Annotated in this window: 22 protein-coding genes; 10 read left to right on the top strand and 12 right to left on the bottom strand. The window is 65.5% G+C overall.

What is annotated here, in order from left to right; all coding sequences use genetic code 11:
• The first annotated feature begins 89 nt into the window (after window positions 1-89).
• Window positions 90-2,492 (top strand): ligase-associated DNA damage response DEXH box helicase, encoded by a 2,403-nt coding sequence (locus DX905_RS03205; RefSeq protein ID WP_116090037.1) that lies wholly within the window; start codon window positions 90-92, stop codon window positions 2,490-2,492.
• Between the two features lie 37 nt (window positions 2,493-2,529).
• Window positions 2,530-3,840 carry a hemolysin family protein gene (locus tag DX905_RS03200; RefSeq protein ID WP_240320698.1) on the top strand — a complete coding sequence of 437 codons (1,311 nt, stop codon included), beginning with the start codon at window positions 2,530-2,532 and terminating at the stop codon, window positions 3,838-3,840.
• A 62-nt stretch (window positions 3,841-3,902) separates the two neighbouring features.
• Here DX905_RS03200 and DX905_RS03195 read toward each other — a convergent pair whose 3' ends face one another.
• The gene (locus tag DX905_RS03195) at window positions 3,903-4,418 is read right to left on the bottom strand and encodes a hypothetical protein (protein WP_116090036.1); all 516 of its coding nucleotides are present in this window, start codon (window positions 4,416-4,418) and stop codon (window positions 3,903-3,905) included.
• A 47-nt stretch (window positions 4,419-4,465) separates the two neighbouring features.
• Window positions 4,466-5,743: a phosphoribosylamine--glycine ligase gene (purD, locus tag DX905_RS03190; RefSeq protein WP_116090035.1), complete on the bottom strand. Its 1,278-nt coding sequence runs from the start codon at window positions 5,741-5,743 to the stop codon at window positions 4,466-4,468.
• Here purD and xseA point away from each other — a divergent pair.
• The 4 genes from xseA to DX905_RS03170 all read left to right on the top strand — a co-directional run bounded on the left by xseA (window position 5,742) and on the right by DX905_RS03170 (window position 11,638).
• On the top strand, window positions 5,742-7,157 hold the full coding sequence (gene xseA, locus DX905_RS03185) for an exodeoxyribonuclease VII large subunit (protein WP_116090034.1): 1,416 nt from the start codon (window positions 5,742-5,744) through the stop codon (window positions 7,155-7,157). The two genes, purD and xseA, sit on opposite strands and share 2 nt — an antisense overlap.
• A 37-nt stretch (window positions 7,158-7,194) precedes the next feature.
• A complete protein-coding gene (locus DX905_RS03180) occupies window positions 7,195-7,392 on the top strand; it encodes a DUF2093 domain-containing protein (RefSeq protein WP_116090033.1) in 198 nt (65 codons plus the stop codon).
• Window positions 7,389-8,306, top strand: a complete 918-nt coding sequence (locus tag DX905_RS03175) for a M23 family metallopeptidase (protein ID WP_240320697.1) — start codon at window positions 7,389-7,391, stop codon at window positions 8,304-8,306. Before DX905_RS03180 ends, DX905_RS03175 begins: the two co-directional genes overlap by 4 nt.
• Window positions 8,307-8,650: 344 nt before the next feature.
• Window positions 8,651-11,638 carry a TonB-dependent receptor domain-containing protein gene (locus DX905_RS03170; protein ID WP_162875429.1) on the top strand — a complete coding sequence of 996 codons (2,988 nt, stop codon included), beginning with the start codon at window positions 8,651-8,653 and terminating at the stop codon, window positions 11,636-11,638.
• A gap of 51 nt (window positions 11,639-11,689) precedes the next feature.
• Here the strand turns inward: DX905_RS03170 and ruvB are convergent, their stop codons facing one another.
• On the bottom strand, window positions 11,690-12,718 hold the full coding sequence (gene ruvB / locus DX905_RS03165) for a Holliday junction branch migration DNA helicase RuvB (protein WP_116092290.1): 1,029 nt from the start codon (window positions 12,716-12,718) through the stop codon (window positions 11,690-11,692).
• A gap of 136 nt (window positions 12,719-12,854) precedes the next feature.
• Here ruvB and DX905_RS03160 point away from each other — a divergent pair, with 136 nt between their 5' ends.
• Window positions 12,855-13,763 carry a 2-hydroxyacid dehydrogenase gene (locus DX905_RS03160; RefSeq protein WP_116090031.1) on the top strand — a complete coding sequence of 303 codons (909 nt, stop codon included), beginning with the start codon at window positions 12,855-12,857 and terminating at the stop codon, window positions 13,761-13,763.
• Here DX905_RS03160 and ruvA read toward each other — a convergent pair whose 3' ends face one another.
• From ruvA to DX905_RS03140, 4 genes are all read right to left on the bottom strand, one after another.
• The gene (gene ruvA, locus DX905_RS03155) at window positions 13,764-14,360 is read right to left on the bottom strand and encodes a Holliday junction branch migration protein RuvA (protein WP_116090030.1); all 597 of its coding nucleotides are present in this window, start codon (window positions 14,358-14,360) and stop codon (window positions 13,764-13,766) included.
• A gap of 10 nt (window positions 14,361-14,370) precedes the next feature.
• Window positions 14,371-14,856: a crossover junction endodeoxyribonuclease RuvC gene (gene ruvC / locus DX905_RS03150; protein WP_116090029.1), complete on the bottom strand. Its 486-nt coding sequence runs from the start codon at window positions 14,854-14,856 to the stop codon at window positions 14,371-14,373.
• Between the two features lie 28 nt (window positions 14,857-14,884).
• Entirely contained in the window at window positions 14,885-15,628 is a 744-nt protein-coding gene (locus tag DX905_RS03145) for a YebC/PmpR family DNA-binding transcriptional regulator (RefSeq protein ID WP_116090028.1), read from the bottom strand.
• Window positions 15,629-15,726: 98 nt separating this feature from the next.
• Complete coding sequence (locus DX905_RS03140; RefSeq protein ID WP_116090027.1) at window positions 15,727-15,966, bottom strand: DUF2312 domain-containing protein; 240 nt, start codon at window positions 15,964-15,966, stop codon at window positions 15,727-15,729.
• A 118-nt stretch (window positions 15,967-16,084) separates the two neighbouring features.
• Here DX905_RS03140 and DX905_RS03135 point away from each other — a divergent pair, with 118 nt between their 5' ends.
• A complete protein-coding gene (locus DX905_RS03135; RefSeq protein ID WP_116090026.1) occupies window positions 16,085-18,349 on the top strand; it encodes an NADP-dependent malic enzyme in 2,265 nt (754 codons plus the stop codon).
• A gap of 84 nt (window positions 18,350-18,433) precedes the next feature.
• Here the strand turns inward: DX905_RS03135 and DX905_RS03130 are convergent, their stop codons facing one another.
• Window positions 18,434-18,904 carry an outer membrane protein assembly factor BamE gene (locus DX905_RS03130; protein ID WP_116090025.1) on the bottom strand — a complete coding sequence of 157 codons (471 nt, stop codon included), beginning with the start codon at window positions 18,902-18,904 and terminating at the stop codon, window positions 18,434-18,436.
• A gap of 161 nt (window positions 18,905-19,065) precedes the next feature.
• Here DX905_RS03130 and DX905_RS03125 point away from each other — a divergent pair, with 161 nt between their 5' ends.
• Window positions 19,066-19,584: a ubiquinol-cytochrome C chaperone family protein gene (locus tag DX905_RS03125; RefSeq protein ID WP_116090024.1), complete on the top strand. Its 519-nt coding sequence runs from the start codon at window positions 19,066-19,068 to the stop codon at window positions 19,582-19,584.
• On the top strand, window positions 19,581-20,099 hold the full coding sequence (locus tag DX905_RS03120; RefSeq protein ID WP_116090023.1) for a YceD family protein: 519 nt from the start codon (window positions 19,581-19,583) through the stop codon (window positions 20,097-20,099). Before DX905_RS03125 ends, DX905_RS03120 begins: the two co-directional genes overlap by 4 nt.
• A 4-nt stretch (window positions 20,100-20,103) precedes the next feature.
• On the opposite strand, the gene DX905_RS03115 is transcribed toward DX905_RS03120, so the two are convergent.
• From DX905_RS03115 to DX905_RS03100, 4 genes are all read right to left on the bottom strand, one after another.
• A complete protein-coding gene (locus tag DX905_RS03115; protein WP_116090022.1) occupies window positions 20,104-21,750 on the bottom strand; it encodes an inorganic phosphate transporter in 1,647 nt (548 codons plus the stop codon).
• A 109-nt stretch (window positions 21,751-21,859) separates the two neighbouring features.
• Complete coding sequence (ssb, locus tag DX905_RS03110; protein ID WP_116090021.1) at window positions 21,860-22,372, bottom strand: single-stranded DNA-binding protein; 513 nt, start codon at window positions 22,370-22,372, stop codon at window positions 21,860-21,862.
• A gap of 16 nt (window positions 22,373-22,388) precedes the next feature.
• Window positions 22,389-24,248: a ferrous iron transporter B gene (gene feoB / locus DX905_RS03105; protein WP_116090020.1), complete on the bottom strand. Its 1,860-nt coding sequence runs from the start codon at window positions 24,246-24,248 to the stop codon at window positions 22,389-22,391.
• Entirely contained in the window at window positions 24,245-24,478 is a 234-nt protein-coding gene (locus DX905_RS03100; RefSeq protein ID WP_116090019.1) for a FeoA family protein, read from the bottom strand. The genes feoB and DX905_RS03100 overlap by 4 nt, the downstream gene beginning before the upstream one ends.
• Window positions 24,479-24,604 lie beyond the last annotated feature (126 nt).

Genomic DNA, 24,604 nt, shown 5'->3' with positions numbered 1-24,604 from the left:
AGGGGTACCATGCAAAGCATGGTGGAGGGGGCTTCGGCAAACTCGGATAGGGGGTGCCGCCAGCCTCGGCCCATCCTATATTGAACCCAGTGAACCTCCCCCCACCGATCACCGCCTGGTTCGCCGCGCGCGGCTGGGCGCCGCGCCGCTACCAGCTCGAGATGCTCGACGCCGCCGCGGCCGGCCGCCACGCCCTGCTCGTCGCCCCCACCGGCGCGGGCAAGACGCTCGCCGGCTTCCTGCCGAGCCTCGTCGAGCTGATCGAGCGGCCGACCACGGGCCTCCACACGCTCTACGTCTCGCCGCTGAAGGCGCTCGCGATCGACGTCCAGCGCAACCTGATGGACCCGATCGCCGAGATGGGCCTCGACATCCGCGTCGAGACCCGCACCGGCGACACGCCCAGCGACCGCAAGGCGCGCCAGCGGGTCAAGCCGCCGCAGATGCTGCTGACCACGCCGGAATCCTTGAGCCTGCTGCTCAGCCACAAGGACAGCGCCACCCTGTTCGAGAATCTCTCGACCATCATCGTCGACGAGGTCCACGCCTTCGCCAACGGCAAGCGCGGCGACCTCCTCTCGCTGTGCATGGCACGCCTGCAGGCGCTGGCACCCGGCCTGCGCCGCGTGGCCCTATCGGCCACCATCGCCGATCCCGACGCCTATCGCGCCTGGCTCGCCCCGGGCGGCGACATCGATGCGGTCACCCAGGTCGACGGCGATCCCGGCGCCGAGCCCAACCTCCACATCCTCATCCCCCAGGATCGCATCCCCTGGTCGGGCCATTCGGGCCGCTACGCCGCGCAGCAGGTCATGGCGGAGATCGAGACCCACCGCACCACCATCATCTTCTGCAACACGCGCAGCCTCGCCGAGCTGATCTTCCAGGATCTGTGGACGGTCAACGCCATGACGCTGCCGATCGGCATCCACCACGGCTCGCTCTCGATCGAGGCGCGGCGCAAGGTCGAAGGGGCGATGGCGGCCGGGCGGTTGCGCGCTTTGGTCGCCACCGCCAGCCTCGATCTCGGCGTCGACTGGGGCGATGTCGATCTCGTCATTCAGATGGGTGCGCCCAAGGGCGCCTCGCGCCTCACCCAGCGCATCGGCCGCGCCAATCACCGACTGGAGGAGCCGTCCGAAGCGGTGATCGTCCCCGGCAACCGCTTCGAATATCTCGAGGCCCGCGCCGCGCTCGACGCGATCGAGGACCGCGAGCTCGACAATGACGTCTTCCGCTCCGGCTCGCTCGACGTGCTCGCGCAGCATGTCATGGCCTGCGCCTGCGCCGCGCCCTTCCAGGAGGCGGACCTACTCAGCGAGATCAACGACGCCTTGCCCTACAGCGCGCTCTCGCCCGAACTGTTCGGCCGCGTGCTCGATTACATCGCCACCGGCGGCTACGCGCTCAAGGCTTACGACCGCTTCCGCCGCCTGACCAAGGATGCGGACGGCATGTGGCGGGTGAGCCATCCGCGCTTCGTCGAGCAGCATCGCCTCAATGCCGGCATCATCGTCGAGGCGACGATGCTCAACGTCCGCTTCAAGAATGGCCGCTCGCTCGGCAAGGTCGAGGAGGGCTTCGCCGCCACGTTGCGCCCGGGCGACACCTTCTTCTTCGCGGGCCTCTCGGTCGAGGTCGAGCGCCAGGACGGCGAGGATCTGTTCGTCCACGCCACCAAGAAGCCCGCCCGCATCCCCACCTATGGCGGCGCGCGTATGCCGATCTCGACCAACCTCGCCGATCGGGTCCGCCGCTATTTCGCCGACCCCTCGCAATGGCCGCGCTTCCCGGATGACGTCCGCGACTGGCTGGAGATGCAGGGCCGCCGCTCCGCACTGCCGCGGCCCGATCAGCTCCTGATCGAGACCTTCCCGCGTGAGGGACGCCATTACATGGTCGTCTACAGCTTCGAAGGCTGGAACGCGCACCAGTCGCTCGGCATGCTGGTGACGCGGCGGATGGAGACGGCGGGATTGAAGCCGATCGGCTTCGTCGCCAGCGACTACGCCATCGCCACCTACAGCCTCGAGCCGGTCACCGACCCGGCAGCGCTATTCAACCGCGACATCCTCGAGGACGAATTCGTCGACTGGGTCCAGCAATCCAGCCTGCTCAAACGCGCCTTCCGTGAGGTCGCGGTGATCGGCGGCCTGGTCGAGCGCCAGCATCCCGGCAAGCGCAAGACCGGGCGCCAGGTCACCTTCTCGACCGATCTCATCTACGACGTGCTCCGCAAATATGAGCCCGATCACCTGCTGATGCGCGCCGCGTGGGAAGATGCCCGCGCCAAGATGACCGACGTCGGCCGGCTCGCCGACCTGCTCGATCGCGCCGCCGGGACGATGCTGCATGTGCAGTTGGAAAAGGTCTCGCCGCTGGCGGTGCCCGTGCTGGTGCTGATCGGGCGCGAGCGCGTCACGCAGGACAATACCGAAGACGCCCTGCTGATCGAAGCGGAGGCGCTTGCGGCGGAAGCGATGACCGAATGACGTGCCGGACCTTGCCCCCGCGTCTCCGGTAGGCGATATGCTCGCGGTCCAGCCCATGCCGCTTCACCCATTCCCCTGGTTTAGTCTTGCGATCCTGATCGCGTTGATCCTCGTGAACGCCGCGTTCGCGATGTCGGAGCTTGCGATCGTCTCGTCGCGCAAGCCGCGGCTGGAAGCGATGGCGCGCCGCGGCCGCAAGGGCGCGCGGGTCGCGCTCGATCTGGCGGCAGACCCCGGCAAGTTTCTCTCCACCGTCCAGACCGGCATCACGCTCACCGCCGTGATCTCGGGCGCCTTTTCGGGCGCGGCGCTCGGCTCGCCGGTGGCGGAGCGGCTGGAAACGTTCGGGCTCGGCCATGAGGCGGCGGAGCATTGGGGCTTCGGCCTCGTCATCGTGGCGACCACTTATCTAAGCCTGGTGGTGGGCGAGCTGGTACCCAAGCAGATCGCGCTCACCGCACCTGAACCGATCGCCGTATTCGCAAGCCGGCCGATGCTGTGGCTGTCACGCGCCGCCGCGCCGTTCGTGTGGCTGCTGGAGCATTCCAGCGCGCTCCTGATCCGGTTGATGGGCCTGCACCGCAAGCGCGACAGTCAGGTCACCGCCGAGGAACTGCACCTGGTCGTGGCGGAAGCGTCGACCGCCGGCGTGATCGAGGAGAATGAGCGCGCGATCATCTCGGGTGTGGTGCGTCTGGCCGACCGCCCGGTGCGCGAGGTGATGACGCCGCGCACAGAGGTCGAGTGGATTGACCTCGACGACGACGAGCCCTTGCCGGCGCAGCTGCCGCACAGCCGCATGCCGGTCGGCCGCGGATCGGTCGAGGAGCTGGTTGGTGTGATCCAGGCGAAGGAATTGCTGGCGGTGGTTATGGCAGGACAGCCGATTGACCTGCTCGCGCTGATGCGGCCTGCACCGGTCGTGTCGGACCAGATGGATGCGATGAACGCGCTGGAGGTGCTGCGCGAGGCGGATGTGCCGATGGCGTTCGTCCATGACGAATATGGCCATTTCGACGGACTGGTGACCCCCGCCGACCTGCTCGCCGCGATCGCGGGCGCGTTCGTATCGGATCAGGACGACGATACCGATCCGCCTTTGGTGGAACGCGAGGATGGCAGCTGGTTGGCCTCGGGCTCCCTACCGGCGGACACGCTGGCCGAGCGCCTGTGCATCAACCTGCCAGAGGATCGCGATTATGCGACTGCGGCGGGCTTCGTGCTGTCGGTGCTCAAGCATCTCCCGACGGTGGGCGAGAGCTTCGAGGAGGGCGGCTGGCGGTTCGAGGTGGTCGACATGGACGGCCGCAAGATCGACAAGTTGCTCGTGTCGCAGATCGGCCGTTAGCACACGCGCCGCCAGGGCTTTTCCCGTTCAACAGGCCGCTAACAGGAAAGAGGAAGGCGACCTCAGCTGCCGAGTTTGCCGAACTCTGCTTCGAACATTTCGGTCTCGCCCGTCGCCAGCAATTTGGCTTGTTCCACCCAGCGGTCGCGACGGATCCGGCCCTTGAAGGCGCCCATGCGCGCGTCGACCGCGTCGATGTCCGCATCATTCCAGCTCGCAATCTGTTCGAAACGGGTCACACCCAGCTCATGCAGCAGCGTGGCCGCCTTGGGACCGAGACCCTTGAGCTGGGTGAGCGTGTCACCCGGGCCCGGGGCGGGTTCGGTCGCGTGGGAGTTGATGCCCATGAACTGATCCACGACGTCCTCGAACGCGTCGGCAATCTCGGTGCCGACATCGTGGCCTTCTGCCGGCGGTGCGGATGGCGGCGGCGGGGCGGGGCGGTCGAGCGGAGCCGCGCGGACGACCGCCGCCGCATCGCTCAGCCGGACATGCTGTTTGCGGCCGAAGATCAGGAACAGGAAGAGCAACGCGATCACCACGATCACGGCAATGACGATAATCGTGGTGGTGCTCATTCATACTCCTTGGATTGATGAAGGCGTACTAGCCTCGCAAGCGGGATTCAGGCAACCCGGCCGGCTTCGCGTTCCACTTCCCGCCACCCGATGTCGCGACGACAAAAGCCGGTCGGGAAGTCGATCGCGTCGACCGCAGCATAGGCAGCGATCTGCGCGGCGGCGACCGTTCGCCCGGTCGCTGTGACGGCGAGCACGCGCCCGCCGGCCGCGACCAGCTGGCCGTCGGCGAGCGCGGTCCCCGCCTGGAACACTCGCGCGCCAGTGTGCTCTGCCCTGTCGATGCCTGCGATCACGCCCCCTTTGGCCGGCGTGCCGGGATAGCCATCGGCTGCGATCACTACCGTCAGCGCGGCTCGATCGGCCAGCACTGGCGGCGTGATCTCCCCGAGGCGGCCTTCGGCCACATCGGCGAGCAGGGTCACGAGATCGCCATCGAAGCGCGCCATCAAGACCTGCGTCTCGGGATCGCCGAAGCGGCAATTATATTCGATCAGCTTCGGCCCGTCGGCAGTCAGCATCAAGCCGGCGTAGAGCACGCCGGAATAAGGATTGCCCTCGGCGGCCATCGTGTCGACCGTCGGCCGGATGATCCGCTCCATCACCTGCGCTTCGAGCTCGGGCGTAAGGATCGACGCCGGGCTGTAGGCGCCCATGCCGCCGGTATTGGGGCCGGTATCGCCACCGCCGACGCGCTTGTGGTCCTGCGCCGAGCCGAACGGCACGATGGTCTTGCCGTCGGTAAGCGCGAAGAAGCTCGCCTCTTCGCCCGCCATAAACTCCTCGATGACCACCTCGGCGCCAGCGCTGCCAAAGCCGCCGCCGAACATATCGTCGATCGCGGCTTCCGCTTCGGCCGCCGTCATTGGGATCACGACGCCCTTGCCCGCGGCCAGCCCATCCGCCTTGATCACCACCGGCAGGCCGAAGCGCGGCAGCGCCGCCTTGGCCGCCGCAGCATCGTCGAACCGCTCATAATCGGCGGTCGGAATATTGGCGCGACGACACAAATCCTTGGTGAAGCCCTTCGACCCTTCCAGCCGCGCTGCGGCGGCGGACGGTCCGAACACAAGCACACCATCGGCGCGCAGTTCGTCGGCCATGCCCTCGACCAGCGGCTGTTCGGGCCCGATCACGACCAACCCGATATTCTCCTCGCGCGCGAAGCCGACGATGTTATGCGGGGCAACGTCGACGAGTTCGGCATGCTGCGCGATCCCGGGATTTCCGGGCGTTGCGAACAATTTGCTGAGACGCGGCGATTGCGCGAGCTTCCAGGCGAGCGCATGTTCGCGCCCGCCCGAACCGATGAGCAGGACCTTCATGGCGTCTTCACTTCCTCCGGAAACTGCGGCGCTGTTAGCGGACGAGCAGCCCGGCGACAATTCGCCCGCGCTGTCCGTGTCGGAGCTGTCCGGCGCACTGAAGCGCTCGGTCGAGGACGCGTTCTCGCATGTCCGGGTGCGCGGCGAGATTTCGGGTTTCAAGCGGGTTGCGTCGGGCCATAGCTACCTGACGCTGAAAGACGATCGGGCCTGCCTCGACGCGGTGATCTGGAAGAACACGCCGCTCGCGTTCCGGCCGGAGGATGGGGCGGAGGTGATCGCCACCGGACGTCTCACCACCTATCCTGGCCGCTCGCGCTACCAGATCGTGATCGAACGCCTGGAGCTGGCCGGGCAGGGGGCGCTGATGGCGCTGCTCGACCAACGCCGGCGGGCATTGGCGGCCGAAGGGCTGTTCGACGGCGCGCGCAAACGCCCGTTGCCTTTCCTGCCTCGCCGGATCGGGGTCGTGACCTCACCCACAGGGGCGGTGATCCGCGACATTCTTCATCGGCTCGAGGACCGCTGCCCGACCCACGTGATCGTCTGGCCGGTCGCGGTGCAGGGCGAGGGGGCGGCTGCGCAGGTGGCCGCCGCCATAGCCGGTTTTGCCGCAATGGCCGACCCACCCGAGCTGATCATCGTCGCGCGCGGCGGCGGCTCGATCGAGGATCTGTGGGCCTTCAATGAAGAGGCAGTGGTGCGCGCCGTCGCCGGCTCGCCAATCCCTACCATCTCGGCTGTCGGCCATGAGACGGATGTCACCCTCTGCGACTTTGCCGCGGACGTGCGCGCGCCGACGCCCACGGCGGCGGCGGAGATGGCGGTACCGGTGCGGGCCGAGCTGCTGGCGACGGTGCGCGAACTCGGCTTCCGGGCGGGCCGATGCGCACGCCGCTATCGCGATCATGCCGGAGAACGGCTGGGTGCGATCGCGCGGCACCTGCCGCCTCCCGATCGCCTGCTGGCACCGCAGCGGCAGAAACTCGACGATCTCAGCGAGCGGCTGCCGCGCGGCCTGTCGTCGCGCCTCGCCCACGCGCGCCGCGAACTGGCCGAGGCGGCCGGCGCGCTTCGGCCGAGCCTGCTTGGTGCCAAGGTGTCGCGCGGGCGCGAGCGATTGGCCGCGGCCCGCTTGCGGCCGGCTTTGGTCAATAGCCGCGTCGCCGATGCGCGCGACCGGCTCGGCCGGCTGTGGCGCCTGGCCGAGCAACTGCATCCCGATCGCCCGCTCGCACGCGGCTATGCCCGGGTGGAAACGCGCGATGGCCGCGTGGTCGCTTCCGTTCCCGCCGCACGGGCCGCAGGCGGCGTGACGCTCGTTTTTGCGGACGGACGGGTGGCGGCGCGGGTTGAGGGTAGCCCACGCCCTGCTATGGAACGGGCGAAGCCCGAACAGCCCAACTTGCTGTGAATTGGCCAATCTGCGTGAACGGAAAGGCGCAATGACTATGCTGATGGCGCAGGGAAAACCCGCGAAGCTCCACTATCTCGCCGGCAGCTTCCGCGTGCTGGTGCCGGGCGACCATGTCGTTTGCGCCAAATCGGGTGAGCGGATCGCGCTGGAGGACTTGCGCTACTGGAGCGTAAGCCGCCAGGAAGCCTATGCCACGGCGGAACTTGCCTCGGCGGCGGAGCGCAAGGGTTGAAGACTGCTGCGGGGCTGTTCGTCCTGATCGCCGTCGGCGGGTGCATTCCGCGCCCGGAAGCCCCCGGGCCCGCGACCACACCCCCGCCGATCGGGCAACCGGTGTCCCCACCGCCGCCGCAGACGGTGGATGCGCGCATCTTCGGGTTGAACGGATCGCCTCAGCAGGGGGCGTTGCTGACCGGAACCGTGCCGACGGGCACCGCCTTGCTTCTGCTCGACAGCAAGCCGGTACGCTTCGCCGCGGATGGGCGCTTCATCATCGGCTTCGGCCGCGACGCGACTGCTGTATCGGTGCTGGAGGCGCGGATGCAGGATGGGCGGCTGCTGCGCCTGCCGCTCACTGTGATGCCGCGGCAATGGGACGTGTCGTCGCTGCCGACGCTGTATAAGGGCACGACGCCAAGCGCGGCTTATCAACGGCTACGAGCGGCAGAATCCGCCCAGATTGCTGCCGCTTATGCCAGCCAGGCGGATAGCGACGGTTGGCGCCAGTCTTTCCGTTGGCCGGCGACCGGCCGCATCAGCACCTTGTTCGGCTCGCAGCGGCTCTATGCGCGCGGCGTTGCCGGCGCGCCTCATGGTGGAGTGGACATAGCGCGGCCGACCGGAGGTGCTGCGCTCGAGGGAACGCCCGCCGTTGCCCCGGCCGACGGCGTGGTGGTGTTGGCGACCGACCACCCGTTCAGCCTTGAAGGCAATCTTGTGATCATCGATCACGGTTTCGGATTGTTCAGTGCCTTGATGCACCTGCAACGGATCGATGTCCGCACCGGCGAACGCTTGCAACGCGGCCAGGCCATCGGGTTGATTGGGATGACCGGCCGCGCCACCGGGCCGCATCTGCATTGGGGAATGACCTGGAACGGCGCCCGCATCGATCCGATGAGGCTGGCTGGACCGATGCCGGGCTGATTGTAACTCAGGCAGAATCGTGGCCACATCTGTCTTTCGCTGCGCAACATGCGCAGCAAAGAAACCGGTTTCTTCCTCTTCAAGCAATTTTCATGCGTAAAAATTCTGTAGCATTTCGCGATGCTTAGAAGCGGACCGTCGCTCTTGGAGCATATCTGTTGCATTTGTGCGACAGCGAACGAGAAGTCTGTCCGAAACTGAACGTCAGCTTTACAGCCTAGTGAAGCTTCGGGCATCTGTGTCCCATGCTGTCAATGCCGCCGTCCAGGCGCGGCGCAGGACCAGCTTGGCAAGAAGGCTCTCCCCCCAAAGAGCTAATTGCCTCCAGAAAGGGACTGGAAACAATGACTCACAAGATTTTGAACCGGGCGGTGCTGTGCGCCAGCTCCGCGCCTTTCGCGCTCGGCCTCGCGCTGGCCTTCACGGCTCCGGCATATGCGCAGACCACCGATGCACCGGCCGCAACGACGGCGGCAACTGACGCCACGGGCGGTCCCAACTCTGTCAACGACGAGGTCGTGGTTACCGGTTCGCGTATCCGCCGCCCCGAACTGCAGTCGGTTTCGCCGATTGCCGTGATCGGTTCGGCCGCGATCCAGAGCCAGGGCATCACCAACATCCAGGATCTGGCGCAGAAGCTGCCGCAGCTCGGTATTCCGGGCGCCAGCCGCACCAACACCAACTTCTCGACGACTGGCAACGGCGTCTCGATCCTCAATCTGCGTAACCTCGGCAGCAACCGCACGCTGGTGCTGGTCAACGGCCGTCGTTTCGTGGCGGGCCTCGCCGGCACCTCGACGGTGGACGTCAACAATATCCCGACCGAGATGATCGATCGCGTCGAAGTCGTCACCGGCGGCGCATCGGCCGTGTACGGTTCGGATGCCATTTCGGGCGTGGTCAACTTCATCCTGAAGGATCACTTCGACGGCATCACCGCACGCGCGCAATATGGCATCTCGTCCAAGGGCGATAACGCCAACTACACCGCCAGCATCACCGGCGGCGCGACCTTCGGTCCGGACAAGCGCGGCTCGATCGTCGGCAATTTCACCTATGCGGTGGATAAGGGCCTGTTCTCGCGCGACCGCGCAATTTCGGCGGAAGACTGCCTTTATATTTGCGGTCCAACTGCTTACAGCTCTTACGCTGCGCAGGGCCGCTTCCAGCTGATGAACGGTGCGGCCGCGTCCAGCAACACCGGCGGGTTCACCCAGAATCTTTTCACCTTCAATCCTGACAACAGCGTCGTGCTGGGCTTCCCGGTCGGCTATGGCTTCAACCGCAACGGCGTGCGCCGGATCGCGGTGCCGCTGAAGCGCTATCTCGGCACGGTCACCGGCAATTACGAGCTGAGCGATCACATCACCGCCTTCATCGAAGGCACCTACGCGAAGACGAAGTCGAGTTCGCAGATCGAGGCTAGCCCGCTGGACTCGGCGACGAATTTGGGCACGACCGGCTATCCGATCACCAACCCGTTCATCCCGGCTTCGATTGCTGCCCAGATCGCCGCACGTAACTCGGACGGCATCGCCAGCAACAACGTGACCAGCATCTCTTTCCGTCGCCGCCAGAATGAAGTGTTCACGCGGAGCAACACGAACGATCGCGATACATATCGCATCGCAGGTGGCTTCCGTGGTGACATTACCGACAAGTGGAGCTTCGACGTTTCGGGCGTGTACGGCGTGCTGAAGGATCACACCGAGACGCAGGATATCGACATCACGAAATATGCCTTCGCGCTCGATGCGATCCGCGATGGCAGCGGCAACATCGTGTGCCGCGATGCGACCGCTCGTGCAGCAGGCTGCGTCCCGATCAACCTGTTCGGCTATAATACGGCGTCGCCCGAGGCTTCGGCCTACGTGCAGTCGGATGAGCCGCGCACGGATGACATCAAGAATACCGAGCTGGTCCTCAACGCTGCTATCACCGGCACCTTGTTCGCGCTGCCTTATGGCGACGTGAAGACCTCGTTCGGCGTCGAATATCGCCGCGAGAAGAGCGTCGACAATTGGGACGAACTGACCAACCAGGGCCTGAACTCGGGTAACCAGACCCCCGACACGATCGGCAAGTTCAACGTCAAGGAAGCCTTCGGCGAGCTTGACGTGCCGCTGCTCGAGGACGTGACCTTCGCCAAGTCGCTGAGCCTGAATGGCAAGGCGCGCTATTCGGATTACTCCACCATCGGCAACGTGTTCAGCTGGAGCGCGGGTGCGGAGTGGGCGCCGATCAACGACATCCGCATCCGCGGCAATTATTCGGTCGCAAACCGCGCCCCGAATATCGGCGAATTGTTCTCGGCTCAGTCCGAAACCTTCCCGTCCGTGCAGGATCCCTGCAACGGCGTGCGGGCGACGACCAGCAATGATTATTCGGCGGCTTGTCGTGCCATCCCGCAGGTTGCTGCGGCGATCGCTTCCACCGGCAGCTTCACCTACAGCCAGGCTGACCTTCAGGGCATTAACGGCTTTGACGGTGGCAACCCGAACCTGCAGGAAGAGAAAGCCAAGACCTGGACGCTTGGTGCGGTCTTCCAGCCGAGCTTCTTCCGTGGCTTCAGCTTCACGGCCGATTATTTCAACATCAAGATCGACGATGCGATCGGCAACATTTCGCGTACGACCTCGATCCAGCAGTGCCTGCTGACGGGTCTCTCGCAATTCTGTAACAACGTCATCCGCAGCCCGCAGACCGGTTTCATCACGACCGTGAACGCGCAGCTCGTCAACATCGCCTCGTACAAGACCAGCGGCATCGATTTCGATCTGCGTTACGGTCATGCGCTGGGCCTGTTCGGCGACGATCGTTTCGATACGCACGTGCTGTGGACGCGTACTCTGAAGTACAAGACCCAGTCCGATCCGTCGGCTCCGATCGATAACGGGCTCGGCAACATCGAATATGGCGAAGTGTTCAAGAACAAGGTCTATGCCGAATTCACCTACACGGTCGGCCGGTTCAGCATCAACTGGAACGCCCAGTATCTGAGCAAGATGATCAACACTCCGGAATCTGAATTCGATACACCGGGTACGATCGACTTCCTGTTGTCGCAGGGCCTGACCCAGGAGCAGGCTGACCGCGCGGTGAGCCACAACAAGATCAAGTCGCGTATCTATCACGACGTTCAGCTCCGTGCCTTCGTCGGCGAGAACAAGCAGTTCGAGATGTTCGTTGGCGCCAATAACCTCTTCAACCGCAAGCCGCCGATCCTCGAGGACGGTCTCTATTACGGTTCGGTTACGGGCACGACGACCGCATCCGACGTTTACGATCCCTACGGCCGCCGCTTCTATGCGGGCGTCCAGGTCCACTTCTAGGACCCAGCAGGGCTACAAAAGGAGGGGGCGGCTCTCGGGCCGCCCCTTTTTTTATGCGTCGAACAATCCGGATTGGCCCGCCGTGGGCGGGGGCTCCAGCCCCAGATGGGTCCAGGCCCGACCGTTGAGGCAGCGGCCGCGCGCGGTGCGGGCGACCAGGCCGAGCTGGATGAGGTAAGGCTCGATCACCTCCTCGATCGTATCGCGGGGCTCCGACAGGCCGGCGGCCAGGGTTTCCACGCCGACCGGGCCGCCACGGTAGATGTCCGCGATCATCGTCAGATAACGTCGATCCATCGCGTCGAGACCGAGCGCATCGACCTCCAGCCGCGTGAGTGCGGCATCGGCGTCCCTGGCGTCGACGATATTGTGCCCGGCGGCATGGGCGAAATCGCGCACGCGCCGCAGCAGCCGTCCGGCGATGCGCGGCGTCCCGCGCGAGCGGCGTGCGACCTCGGCCGCGCCGTCGTCGGCGATAGCGAAGCCGAGCAAGCGGGCGGCGCGGCGCACCACCAGCTCAAGCTCGTCGACCGAGTAGAAATTGAGGCGGATCGGGATGCCGAAGCGGTCGCGCAGCGGCGTCGTCAGCAGGCCCTGGCGGGTGGTGGCCCCGACGAGCGTGAAACGCGGCAGATCGATGCGGACGCTGCGTGCCGACGGGCCTTCGCCGATCATGATGTCGAGCGCGCGATCCTCCATCGCCGGATAGAGGATTTCCTCCACGGCCGGCGCCAGCCGGTGGATCTCGTCGATGAAGAGCACGTCGCCTTCCTCGAGATTGGTCAGCAAGGCCGCGAGATCGCCGGATTTGGCGATGACCGGGCCGGAGGTTGCGCGGAAGCCCACGCCGAGCTCGCGCGCCACGATCTGCGCGAGCGTGGTCTTGCCGAGCCCGGGAGGGCCGAAGAACAGCACATGATCGAGCGCTTCGCCGCGGGCCTTGGCCGCCTGGATGAAGACGCGCAAATTTTCCCGCGCGGCCTTCTGTCCCACGAATTCGTCGAGCGTGCGCGGGCGCAACGCGGCGTCTGCATCGTCGGGGACGCGTGCTGCGTCGATCAACCGTTCGGCCTCGCTCATGAGAGAGGCATAGAGCCTGATCTTGTCCGGTGGAAGCATGCGGCGCGCAGCGGCAGGTGGCGTGATTGCGCGCTCTTCAACGATTGCTCCAGCATGGTAGAGCGGCGCTGTCGCCATCGCTCACACAGGATGTTCCATGCCCAAGCCGCCCTTGCTGATGCTGGTCGAGCATCCCGAATTGTTCGGGCTGGAGCATGTCGGCGACCTCTATGACCTGCGCCATGCGCCCGCGCCGGGCATCGAGGCGGCGCTCAGCAGCGGCAATGGCGTGGACGCGGCGATGCTGGCGGCCGCGCCCGATCTGAAGATGATCGCGCTGAGCGTGGTCGGTTATGACAAGGTCGATGTCGCGGGTGCGCGCGCCCGTGGCATCGTCATCTCGAACACGCCGGACGTGCTGACCGACGATGTCGCCGATCTCGCCCTCGGGCTGATGATCGCGGTCGCCCGCCGGCTGCCGGCGCATGATCGGTTTGTGCGCGAGGGACGGTGGCCGCAGGAGGGGCCGCCCGCGCTGACACGGCGCGCGAGCGGCCGGCGCGTCGGTGTGCTTGGCCTCGGCCGGATCGGGCAGGCGATCGCGGCGCGCGCGCAGCCCTTTGCGGCGGCGGTGGGCTATTATTCGCGGCGGCCGCGCGACGAGGGCGCGACCTATCATTATTGCGACACCCCGCTGGCGCTCGCGCGGTGGGCGGATGTGTTGATCGTGGCGGTAGCCGGCGGCGCCAAAACCGCCGGGCTGGTTAGCCGCGAGGTGATCGAGGCGCTCGGGCCCGACGGCATGCTGATCAATATCGCGCGCGGATCGGTGGTGGAGGAGCCGGCGCTGGTCGCGGCGCTCTCCGATGGCCGGCTCGGAGCCGCTGGGTTGGATGTGTTCGCGCACGAGCCGAACGTACCGGAGGCTCTGCTGGCCATGGACAATGTCGTGTTGGTTCCGCACCAGGGCAGCGCCACGCGCGAGACGCGGGCGGCGATGGGTCAGCTTGCGCTGGACAATCTCGCGGCATTCTTTGCGGGTGAGCCGCTGCTTACGCCGATTTGATCAGCGCGCCGCTTTCCTGAGCGCGAGCCGCACCAAGGCATCGAGGCCCACCTCCGGGCCGAGCTCATCGCTGGCGGCGGACACAGCCGCGGCCGCCTCGGCGGGGCGGAAGCCGAGATTGGCCAGCGCCGACAGGGCGTCCGCAGCCGCCGACCCCTGCGGCAGCGCAGTCGCGCCACCCGGGCCGGGCGCGACACCGCCGGCCTTGTCCTTGAGCTCCATCGCGATGCGTTGGGCGAGCTTGGGGCCGACGCCGTTGGCGCGCGCGATCATGGCCTTGTCGCCGCTCGCGATCGCGCGGGACAGTTCGTTGGTATCGAGTACCGACAATATGGCCAGCGCGACGCGGCCGCCCACGCCCTGCACCCCGGTCAGCAGGCGGAACCAGTCGCGCTCGCTCGCCGATCCGAAGCCGAACAGCGTAATCGCATCCTCACGCACCTGCATCTCGGTCAGCAGCAAGACGCTGCCGCCGACCGGGCCGATCGCTGAAAGTGTGCGCGCCGAGGCATAAGCGAGATAGCCGACGCCGTTGACGTCGATCACCGCATGATCGGCGCCGGTCTCGGCAAGTATTCCGGAAAGGCGGGCGATCATCGCGGCCAGACTAGCCCAGCCGCCGCGCGCTCGCCAGATGGTGGGCGTGGGTGATCGCGACCGCGAGTGCGTCGGCGGCATCGGGGCCCGCGATCTTCGTGCCCGGCAGCAGGCGCGCGACCATGGCGTGGACCTGCGCCTTGTCGGCCCCGCCGGTGCCAACCACCGCCTTCTTCACCACACTCGGCGCATATTCGCCGACGTCGAGGCCGTGCCGTGCCGCCGCCAGCAGGACGACGCCCCGTGCCTGGCCGAGCTTGAGCGTCGATTGCGGGTTCATGTTGACGAACACTTCCTCGACCGCCGCCGCTTTTGGCTGATGCGTGTCGAACAGCGCACCCAACGCATCGTGCAACGCCGCCAGCCGGGCGGGCAGGGCATCGGCGCTGTTGGTCTTCACCTGGCCGTTGGCGACGTGGCTCAGCCGATTGCCTTCCGCTGCGATCACGCCCCAGCCGGTCGTGCCGAGGCCCGGATCGAGGCCGATCAGGATCAGCCCTTCCTCCCGCGGGCGGGAGGAAGCATCAGGACAGCTTCTCCATGACGTCGTCCGGGATGTCGTAATTGCCCCAGACGGTCTGGACGTCGTCGTCGTCGTCGAGCGCGTCGATCAGCTTGAGAAGCTGGCCGGCCTGTGCCTCATCGAGCGTGATCTGGGTTTGCGGACGCCACGCCAGTTTGACGCCTTCGGCCTCGCCCAACACCGGCTCGAGCGCCTTGGCGACGCCGTGCAGCGTGTCGAGCGCCGTCCAGATCGAGTGGCCGTCTTCGCTGCTTTCGACATCCTCGGCACCGGCTTCCAGCGCCGCTTCGAAGACCTTCTCGGCGTCGCCCGCCGAGGCAGGGTAACTGATCAGCCCGAGTCGATCGAAGGCGTGACTCACCGAATTGGGGGCACCGAGATTCCCGCCATTCTTGGAGAGGCCGAGCCGCACATTGGTGGCGGTGCGGTTGCGATTGTCGGTCAGCGTTTCCACGATGAGGGAAACTCCGCCCGGGCCGAAGCCCTCGTAGCGGATCTCTTCATAGGCCTCAGCATCGCCGCCGGAGGCCTTGTTGATCGAGCGTTCGATGTTTTCCTTGGGCAGCCCTTCCTTGCGCGCGGTGATGACCGCAGCGCGCAGCCGAGCGTTCATGTTCGGATCGGGCAGGCCGGAGCGGGCCGCGACCGTGATCTCGCGCGAGAGTTTGGAGAACAAGGCCCCGCGCTTCTTATCCTGCGCACCCTTGCGGTGCATGATGTTCTTGAATTTGCTATGGCCGGCCATGGCGCCCGCTTCTTCTTTTCTCGAATGGAGGGAGGAGCCGCACTCCTAGCGCGCGGCATCCCCGGCATCAACTCGGCCCCTTTTCGGCTCGGGCCGGTTCAGTTCAGGCCGAGCGCAGCCTTGTAAGTATCGAGCAGTGCCTCGGCTTCGTCGCGGGCATGCTTTTCCATTTTGCGCAGGCGCACGATCGCGCGCATCGTCTTGCTATCATAGCCCTGGCTCTTGGCTTCGGAATAAACGTCGCGGATATCGTCCGCCATGCCCTTCTTCTCTTCCTCGAGCCGTTCGATCCGCTCGATGAAGAGGCGCAGCTGATCCGCCGCAACCGTATCTGACATTGCCTGTCCCCGTGATTCTGGTGAGCGCGGCGACTAGCCGCTAGCGTACCGGCTTCGCAATGGGGTGACGGCGGCGAAAACGCTGGCTAGGTGGAGGTCGATCGGGAGCGGAGCCAAAATGGCCGAAGGTAGCAACATCCAGTTTTCGGAGCGCGAGGCGCTCGATTATCATGCGTCCGGCCGGCCGGGCAAAATCGAGATCGTCGCCTCGAAGCCGATGGCCACGCAGCGCGACCTCAGCCTGGCTTATTCGCCGGGCGTGGCGGTGCCGGTGCTGGCCATCGCCGAAAATCCCGATGCGGCTTATGATTATACCGCCAAGGGCAATCTGGTCGCCGTGATCTCCAATGGCACCGCCATCCTTGGCCTCGGCAATCTCGGCGCGCTGGCGTCGAAGCCGGTGATGGAAGGCAAGGCGGTGCTGTTCAAGCGCTTTGCCGACGTCGATGCGATCGATCTTGAGCTCGCGACCGAGGATGTCGACGCCTTCTGCAACGCGGTCGCTTTGCTGGAGCCGTCGTTCGGCGGCATCAACCTTGAGGATATCAAGGCGCCGGAATGTTTCGTGATCGAGCAGACCCTGCGCGAACGCATGAACATTCCGGTAATGCATGACGATCAGCACGGCACCGCGATCATCACCGCCGCCGGCCTGATCAATGCCTGTTATCTGACCGGGCGCGAGCTCAAGGATATCCACGTTGTCGTCAACGGCGCGGGTGCGGCCGCGATCGCCTGCACCGAGCTGATCAAGGCGATGGGAGTTTCGCCCGACAAGGTGCTGATGTGCGATCGCTCGGGCGTGATCTACCAGGGCCGTACCGACAGCATGGACCAGTGGAAGTCGGCGCACGCCGCGGTTACGGATCGGCGCACTCTCACGGAAGCTCTGGTCGGTGCCGACGTCTTTCTCGGCCTGTCGGCCGCCGGTGCGCTGAAGCCGGAGATGGTGAAGGCGATGGCCAAGCGCCCGATCATCTTCGCCATGGCCAATCCCGATCCCGAGATCACGCCGCCCGAGGCCAAGGCGGTCCGCCCGGACGCGATCATCGCCACCGGCCGCTCTGACTATCCCAACCAGGTCAATAACGTACTCGGCTTCCCGTTCATCTTCCGCGGCGCGCTCGACGTACGCGCGACCGCCATCAACGAGGAGATGAAGATCGCAGCCGCCGAGGCGCTCGCCAGCCTCGCGCGCCAGCAGGTGCCCGAGGAAGTGGCGGCCGCCTATGGGGGCCATGCGCCGCGCTTCGGCCCCGATTATATCATCCCCGCGCCGTTCGATCCTCGCCTGATGGAGATCATCCCGGCCGCCGTCGCCGAAGCCGCGATGCGGACCGGGGTCGCGCGCAAGCAGATCGACGATTTTGCGGCCTATCGCGAGAAACTGAAGGGCCGGCTGAGCCCGGCGACGTCAGTGCTGACGCTCGCCCATGCCAATGCGCGTGCCAATCCCAAGCGCGTCGTCTTCGCAGAAGCTGAGGAAGAAGTGGTGCTGCGCGCGGCGATCGCGTTCCGCGATGGCGGCTACGGTACGCCGGTGCTGGTGGGCCGCGACGAGGTGCCCGATAAATTGCGGGCGCTCGGCGTCGAGGATCCCGACAGCTTCGAGCTGCATAACAGCCGTCATTCGCCGCTCGTGCCGCAAATGGTCGAGTACCTCTACGCACGGCTGCAGCGGCGGGGATATCTGCGCCGCGAGGTCGAAGCGATGGTCAACCAGGACCGCAACATCTTCGGCGCGCTCCTGCTGGCGTTGGGCGAAGCCGATGCGATGATCACCGGCATCACCCGCACCTACGGCAAGACCTTGCGTCAGGTTCGGCGCGTGATCGATCCGATCGAAGGCCGCCGGCCCTGTGGCATCCATGTCATCGTCGGCAAGAAGCACACGGTGTTCATGGCCGACACGATGGTGACCGAGCGGCCGACGCCCAAGGAATTGGTCGCGATCGCGCAGCACACGGCTGCGGTCGCGCGGCGCATGGGCCATGAGCCGCGCGTCGCCTTCCTGTCCTATTCGACCTTCGGCAACCCGCCGGGCGAATGGATCGACAATGTCCGCGACGCGGTGGCGTTGCTGGAAGAAAAGGATCCCGGGTTCGAGTTTGAGGGCGAGATGGCGCCCGACGTCGCGCTCAATCCCAATCTGCGCAAAGCCTATCCGTTCAGCCGGCTGTCCGGTCCCGCCAACGTGCTGATCATGCCGGGCCTGCAATCGGCCAATCTCTCGGCCAAATTGCTGCGCGAGGTCGACGGAGATGCCGTGATCGGGCCGATGCTGGTCGGCATGGAAAAGCCGGTGCAGATCGCGACCATGTCCGCGACGGCATCGGAGTTGCTGACTCTCGCCGTGTTGGCGGCAGCGGGCATCGCGCACTAGCTGACAGAAACTGTTTCCCGGCGAAGGCCGGGATCCAGCTGTAATGGCGGGACTGGACCCCGGCTTTCGCCGGGGGACATTGCGTCAGCCGCCGGGATTGTCGGCGGTGGAGGCGCGGTCGGTTGTGCCGGCCTGGATATTGCCGAACAATTCCGAGAAAAAGGTATGGCGGGCGCCAAGCACGGGCGTTTTCTTGCCGTAGGGCTGAACGTCGCGAATGGTTTCGACGCCCGTCCGCTGGACCGAGGCAACATCGCCATTGGCGGCGAAGCGTACCGCCAACAAGGTCTGCTCGGTCGCATGCGGCGTGCTGAAAGCGAGCTGGCGGGTGGTGCGCGACAGATAGTACCAGGTGCTGCCCTGGTCGAACTGGCTGTCGAAAGTCGGCCGCCCAAGCGTCTTGGTGACCGAGTCCTTATTGTCGACGCCGGGCTGGACGCTGTTGATCAGCGTGGTGTCCACGACATAGCCCTTGTGATCGCGCACCTCCGCGCAGCCGCCAAGCGCCACCAAAGCCAGCGCCGCGATCGCCCCGCGCTTGAGTGATGCTGCCATGTACGAAAAACCCTTTCCCGACGATCAATTGAGCCTGGCTGCCCGTGGCTGAACTCAGCCTGAGCGGCACAGTCTCGCGCCTCGGGATTGCAACCGCGCGCCGCGGCCTCAATATGCGGCCCCGACAGGCTCTGCAAGTCGCGGACCGGGAGATGCGGTGAATGATAGGAGTATGGCGTCGTCTGTTCGGGCACGCGGAGCGTGACCGGCTTGCCCCGCTCTATCGCGCTGTGGTGGCGGAGGCACGCCGTCCGGCCTGGTATCGTGATGGTCGCGTGCCCGACACTTTGGACGGCCGTTTCGACATGGTCGCGGCGATTCTCAGCTTGGTACTGTTGCGCTTGGAGACCGACGGCGATTCCGCGCGAGCGCCATCGGCGTACCTTACCGAATTGTTCGTCGACGACATGGATGGCCAATTGCGCCAGCGTGGGATCGGCGACATCGTCGTCGGCAAGCATATCGGCCGGATGATGGGTGCGCTCGGCGGACGACTCGGGGCGCTCCGCGAAGCCTTTGCGGGCGGCGATCTGGACGACGTGATCCAGCGCAACATTTACCGGGGCATGATTTCCGGCTCGGCAGCGCTCGCGGAGGTGCGAAACGGGCTGCTCGACCTGCGTAACCGCCTCGCGGCGGCGCCTACCGAGTCGCTGATTGAGGGAGAGTGGCCGGAATGACACCCGAATTCTCGCGCCCGTTTCGTCTCGACGAGCTTGGCGGCGCCCCCCGCAGCATTGCGATAGATGCGGATGAGAGCGAGCGCGCGGCGCTCGCCGAGCGCTTCGACCTGATCGGCCTGGATCGGCTCGAGGCCACGGCCGAGCTGGTGCGCGACGGCGAGGTCGTGATCGCTACCGGCAAGTTGCAAGCGGAGGTCGTTCAGGCCTGCGTCGCGAGCGGCGAGCCGGTTCCTGCCGTGATCGTGGAGACCTTCACCCTGCGCTTCGTGCCGCTGCGCGCCGTCGACGATCCCGACGAGGAAATGGAACTCGCCGAAAGCGACCTCGACGAAATCTTCTACGAGGGCAGCGCGATCGATCTCGGCGAGGCGGTCGCGCAGACACTGGCGCTGGCGCTCGATCCTTTCCCGCGCGCGCCGGACGCCGACGACAAATTGCGCCAGGCCGGCGTGATCGGCGAGGAGGATGCCGGCCCCTTCGCCGCTCTTAAGGCCCTCAAGGACAAGCTCTAGGCGATCAGCCGCCGAACGCGCGGGCGATCTGCAGGAAAATCACATAGAGTAGGCCGGCGATTGCCATCGCTGCGGGAAGGGTCGTCACCCATGCGAGCGCGATATTGCGGACGGTGCTGACCTGCACACCCGAGCCATTGCCTGCCATCGCGCCAGCCACGCCGCTTGAGAGGATATGGGTGGTTGAGACCGGCATGCCCTTGAACTGAGCGAGCAATATCGTGCTGGCGGCCATCAGTTCGGCGGCGGCGCCCATGCCATAGGTCAGGTGCGTCTTGCCGATCTTCTCCCCGACGGTAACGACGATCCGCTTCCAGCCTACCATCGTCCCCAGGCCGAGTGCCAGCGCGACCGAGATCTTGACCCAGGTCGGGATGTAGCGCGTGCCCTTTTCCAGCAGGTCCTGATAGGTTTTGAGCTTCTTGTCGCCACCGTTCGGGAAGTCGTTCTTGGCTTTTTCCTTGTCCTTGGTCAGCAGCCTCAACGTATCATAGACCAGATACATCTGGTTCCTCAGGTTGCGGGTCGCGGCTGCCGGCACATGGGCGATCGCGCCATAATTCTTGAGCTCCTGCGTAATGTCGCCGGAAACCTGGTCGAGGGCGGCATAGACTTCGGGCTTCTCGGCCTGATGCGTTTTCAACGCCGTCGTCAGCACTTGCGACGCGGCCTGCGGCGTCACGGCCGGCGCACCGGCGGCATGCCCGACGAACACGGTATGCGCGTCGCTCACTGCCTGGATGAAGGCAGGCGTCGAGCTGTCCGGCATGGTTCGGTTGAGCGCGTAGGCCGTCGGCGCCACGCCGATCAGGATCAGCATGATCAGGCCCATGCCCTTCTGCCCATCATTGCCGCCGTGCGCGAAGGAGACGGCGGTGCAGGTGAAGATCAGCAGCGAGCGGATATGCCATGGCGGCGGGGTATCGCCTTGCGGTTCCTCGTACAGCTTGGGATCGGGAATGACCCGCTTCATGACCCACAGCAACACCATCGCGCCGAGAAAGCCGATGATCGGGCTGACCAGAAGGGTGAGCAAGACGCTTTGGGCCTGGCTCCATTCCACGCCCGAGGTGCCGCCCGCACCCCCCGCCGCCATCAGCTGATTGGCGAGGCCGACACCCAGGATCGACCCGATCAGCGCATGGCTCGACGAATTGGGCAGCCCGAGCCACCAGGTGCCGAGATTCCACACCACTGCCGCGATCAACAGCGCAAAGATCATGGCATAGCCGCCGGCACTGCCGACGTGCAGGATCAGGTCGACCGGCAGCAATGTAATGATCGAGTAAGCGACCGCGCCGGTCGAGACGATCACGCCGATGAAGTTCCAGCAGCCGGACCAGATCACCGCCACGACCGGAGCCAGCGAATTGGTGTAGATCACGGTCGCGACCGCATTGGCGGTATCGTGGAAGCCGTTTACGAATTCGAAGCCCAAGGCGATCAGCAATGCGAGGCCGAGGAACAGGAATGCGCCGATCGCGAGCGGCTCGCCGACATGGGCGGTATCGTTGAAGATGTTGTAACCGGCGAAGAGCAGCCCGGCCGCCAGCACGCCGGCGAACAGGATCGTCGCCAGCGGATGGATCTTGTGGTCGAGCTTGATGTGGCTTTTCGGCCGGTCTTCCGTCGCGAGTGTGCTGCTGGCCATCGGCCTCTCCTGATCGTCCCCCGACTCGAACAGCTCTTTGCCGTTCGAGATGACAGGACGATGACAGGAGAGATGGTCAGCCCATTCGCGCGGGCGGGATCATGCCCTTTCAGAACGGAACGTCGTCATCCAGGTCGCTGTCGAATGCCGCCGGGCGGCCGCCGGCCGATCCGCCGCGTGGCGCGGCACCGTCGCTACCGGCGAAGCTCGAGTTGAAGTCGTTGCCGGCGTCGTCATCCCAGCCGCCGCTGCGGCCGCCACCTTCGCCCTCGCGCTTGTCGAGCAGCACCAGCACCGCATTGAAGCCCTGCAGCACGATTTCCGTCGAATATTTGTCCTGACCGTCCTGGCCCTGCCACTTGCGAGTCTGGAGTGCGCCCTCGAGATAAACCTTGCTGCCCTTGCGCAGATATTTCTCGGCGACGTTGGCCAGGCCTTCGCTGAAAATCGCGACCGAATGCCATTCGGTCTTCTCCTTGCGCTCGCCCGAATTGCGGTCCTTCCACGTCTCCGACGTGGCGATGCGCAGGTTCACAACCTTGCCGCCATTCTGGAAGCTGCGCGATTCGGGATCGCGGCCGAGATTGCCGACGAGGATTACCTTATTGACGCTGCCGGCCATGTTTCTTGTTCCGTTCCTAGAGTCCGAGCGCCGTGGCTACCCAGAAAGTGGCCCCGGCGGCAAGCCAAGCCAGCACAAAAAGATAGCCGAGTGTCACGCCGGGCCATAGCCAGCCATTGGTCTCCCGCCGGATCACGGCGATCGTCGACAGGCATTGCGGCGCGAAGACAAACCAGGCGAGGAAGGCAAGCGCGGTTGGCAGCGACCAGGCGCCGCGCAGCCGCTGCGCAAGCCGCTCCTGGCCAAGCTTCTCGTCATCGCTTGCGTCGATCGAATAGACGGTCTGGAGCGCCGACACCGCCACCTCGCGCGCGGCCATTGCCGGGATGATCGCGAGCGCCATGGCGTGGTTGAAGCCGATCGGGCGCACGATCGGTTCGAGCCCGGACGCGATCCGCCCCGCGATCGAATATTCACTCTGTTTGATGCCGCTGCCGGCGGGGGCTTTGGGGTAGGACGTCAATACCCACAAGACTGCCGTCACCATGAGGATAACGGTGCCGGCGCGGCGCAGGAAGATCAGCGCGCGCTGCCACAGGCCGATGGCGACGTCGCGCCAAACCGGCATCTGATATTTGGGCAATTCCATCATGAAACCGCCGCTGCCGCTCTTGGCAATCGTGCGTTTGATGATCGCCGCCATCGCCATCGCGCCGAAGATCCCGGAGATATAGAGGCAGAAGAGGACCAGCCCTTGCAGGCCGACGCCCGGTAATACGCGACGCGCTGGAATGAAGGCGCCGATCACGACCGCATAAACCGGCAGCCGGGCCGAGCAGGTCATCAAAGGCGCGATCAGGATCGTGGTCAGCCGGTCCTTGGGATCGTCGATCGAGCGGGTCGCCATGATGCCGGGAATCGCACAGGCGAAAGAGGAGAGAAGGGGGATGAAGGCCCGGCCCGACAGACCGACGCCGGCCATCAGACGGTCCATCAGGAAAGCCGCGCGGACCATATAGCCGGATGCTTCCAGCAGCAGGATGAAGAAGAACAGGATCAGGATCTGCGGGAGGAAGGCAACGACGGAGCCGACGCCGTTGATCACCCCCTCGACCAGCAGCGAGCGGATGAAGCTGCTCGGCAAGGCCCTGATCGTCGCGTCGGCCAGCAAGGCCTGGACCGAAGCCAGCCATTCGATCGGTGCCTGGCTCCAGGAAAAGACCGCCTGGAACATCACGAACATCAACGACGCCAGCAGGATCGGACCAATTACCGGGTGGAGCGCGATCCGGTCGAGGCGCCGCGTCCAGCCATTCTCTTCATGTTGCTGCACCGTCACGGCTGTCGCGATGCGCCGCGCCTCGCGTTGCAGCAGCGTTATGTCCGCCGGCCGTTCGTCGGCGAAAGCAGGCTTGCCGCCGCCGCCGACTGCACGGCCGAGCGCGGCGCGCAGATCGTCCAGCCCGCGCTTACGCACCGCAACCGTCGGCACGACCGGGACGCCGAGTTCCGCGGACAGGCGGGCGATATCGATTTCCAGCCCGTCACGCTCGGCCATGTCGATCATGTTCAGTGCGATGATTGTCGGCAGACGCAATGCGACGAGCTGCAGGACGAACCGCAGATGATTGTCGAGATTGGTCGCGTCGACCACCACTACCAGGGCGGATGGCGTGCGTTCGCCGGCCTGACGTCCGAACAAGACATCGCGCGTCACCTGTTCGTCAGGGCTTTGCGGGTCCAGGCTGTAGGTGCCGGGCAGATCCACCAGCTCCAGCGGCCGACCATCGTCCAGTGACAGGCGCCCGACTTTGCGCTCAACCGTCACGCCGGGATAATTGCCGACCTTTTGGCGCGCGCCCGTGAGCGCGTTGAACAAGGCGGATTTGCCGGCATTGGGATTGCCGACCAGCGCAATCATAGGCGCAGGATTCATGCCGGCTCGACGATGACCGACGCCGCCACCGCGCGCCGCAACGCCACGATCATTCGTCCGACGCGGCACGCGAGCGGGCCGCGCCACGCCCCATGGTGCAGCGCCTCAATGGCGACACCGTCGTCGAAGCCTAGCTCGCGCAGCCGACGCGCCTCACGGGGACCGAGACTGTCCCAATCTACCGAAGCAATGCGCGAGGCGGTACGCAGGGGTAACTGATCCAGACGCACATCATCGCCTTAAAATGTTTGTGCGACTTATTAGCAATAAGCGGGAGGCGATGCCACCCCGGATTGTTCCGCGTGCGCGTGAACATTTTTTTGGAAACTTTGCACCTCGCTGATCCGTTAAGATAA

The sequence above is a fragment of the Sphingomonas crusticola genome (genome assembly GCF_003391115.1).
Lineage (GTDB): Bacteria > Pseudomonadota > Alphaproteobacteria > Sphingomonadales > Sphingomonadaceae > Sphingomonas_I > Sphingomonas_I crusticola.
Note: the sequence above shows the minus strand (reverse complement) of the source record. Positions and strands in the feature narration are given on the sequence as shown.

Coding starts and splice junctions, on each gene's coding strand:
- DX905_RS03180 (WP_116090033.1), top strand. CDS start 7,195: ATGCTGATGGCGCAGGGAAAACCCGCGAAGCTCCACTATCTCGCCGGC.
- ruvA (WP_116090030.1), bottom strand. CDS start 14,360: ATGATCGCCCGCCTTTCCGGAATACTTGCCGAGACCGGCGCCGATCAT.
- ssb (WP_116090021.1), bottom strand. CDS start 22,372: ATGGCCGGCAGCGTCAATAAGGTAATCCTCGTCGGCAATCTCGGCCGC.
- DX905_RS03125 (WP_116090024.1), top strand. CDS start 19,066: ATGATAGGAGTATGGCGTCGTCTGTTCGGGCACGCGGAGCGTGACCGG.
- xseA (WP_116090034.1), top strand. CDS start 5,742: ATGGCGTCTTCACTTCCTCCGGAAACTGCGGCGCTGTTAGCGGACGAG.
- DX905_RS03195 (WP_116090036.1), bottom strand. CDS start 4,418: ATGAGCACCACCACGATTATCGTCATTGCCGTGATCGTGGTGATCGCG.
- DX905_RS03200 (WP_240320698.1), top strand. CDS start 2,530: ATGCTCGCGGTCCAGCCCATGCCGCTTCACCCATTCCCCTGGTTTAGT.
- DX905_RS03140 (WP_116090027.1), bottom strand. CDS start 15,966: ATGTCAGATACGGTTGCGGCGGATCAGCTGCGCCTCTTCATCGAGCGG.
- DX905_RS03115 (WP_116090022.1), bottom strand. CDS start 21,750: ATGGCCAGCAGCACACTCGCGACGGAAGACCGGCCGAAAAGCCACATC.
- DX905_RS03145 (WP_116090028.1), bottom strand. CDS start 15,628: ATGGCCGGCCATAGCAAATTCAAGAACATCATGCACCGCAAGGGTGCG.
- DX905_RS03135 (WP_116090026.1), top strand. CDS start 16,085: ATGGCCGAAGGTAGCAACATCCAGTTTTCGGAGCGCGAGGCGCTCGAT.
- DX905_RS03130 (WP_116090025.1), bottom strand. CDS start 18,904: ATGGCAGCATCACTCAAGCGCGGGGCGATCGCGGCGCTGGCTTTGGTG.
- DX905_RS03170 (WP_162875429.1), top strand. CDS start 8,651: ATGACTCACAAGATTTTGAACCGGGCGGTGCTGTGCGCCAGCTCCGCG.
- DX905_RS03160 (WP_116090031.1), top strand. CDS start 12,855: ATGCCCAAGCCGCCCTTGCTGATGCTGGTCGAGCATCCCGAATTGTTC.
- feoB (WP_116090020.1), bottom strand. CDS start 24,248: ATGAATCCTGCGCCTATGATTGCGCTGGTCGGCAATCCCAATGCCGGC.
- ruvB (WP_116092290.1), bottom strand. CDS start 12,718: ATGAGCGAGGCCGAACGGTTGATCGACGCAGCACGCGTCCCCGACGAT.
- DX905_RS03120 (WP_116090023.1), top strand. CDS start 19,581: ATGACACCCGAATTCTCGCGCCCGTTTCGTCTCGACGAGCTTGGCGGC.
- purD (WP_116090035.1), bottom strand. CDS start 5,743: ATGAAGGTCCTGCTCATCGGTTCGGGCGGGCGCGAACATGCGCTCGCC.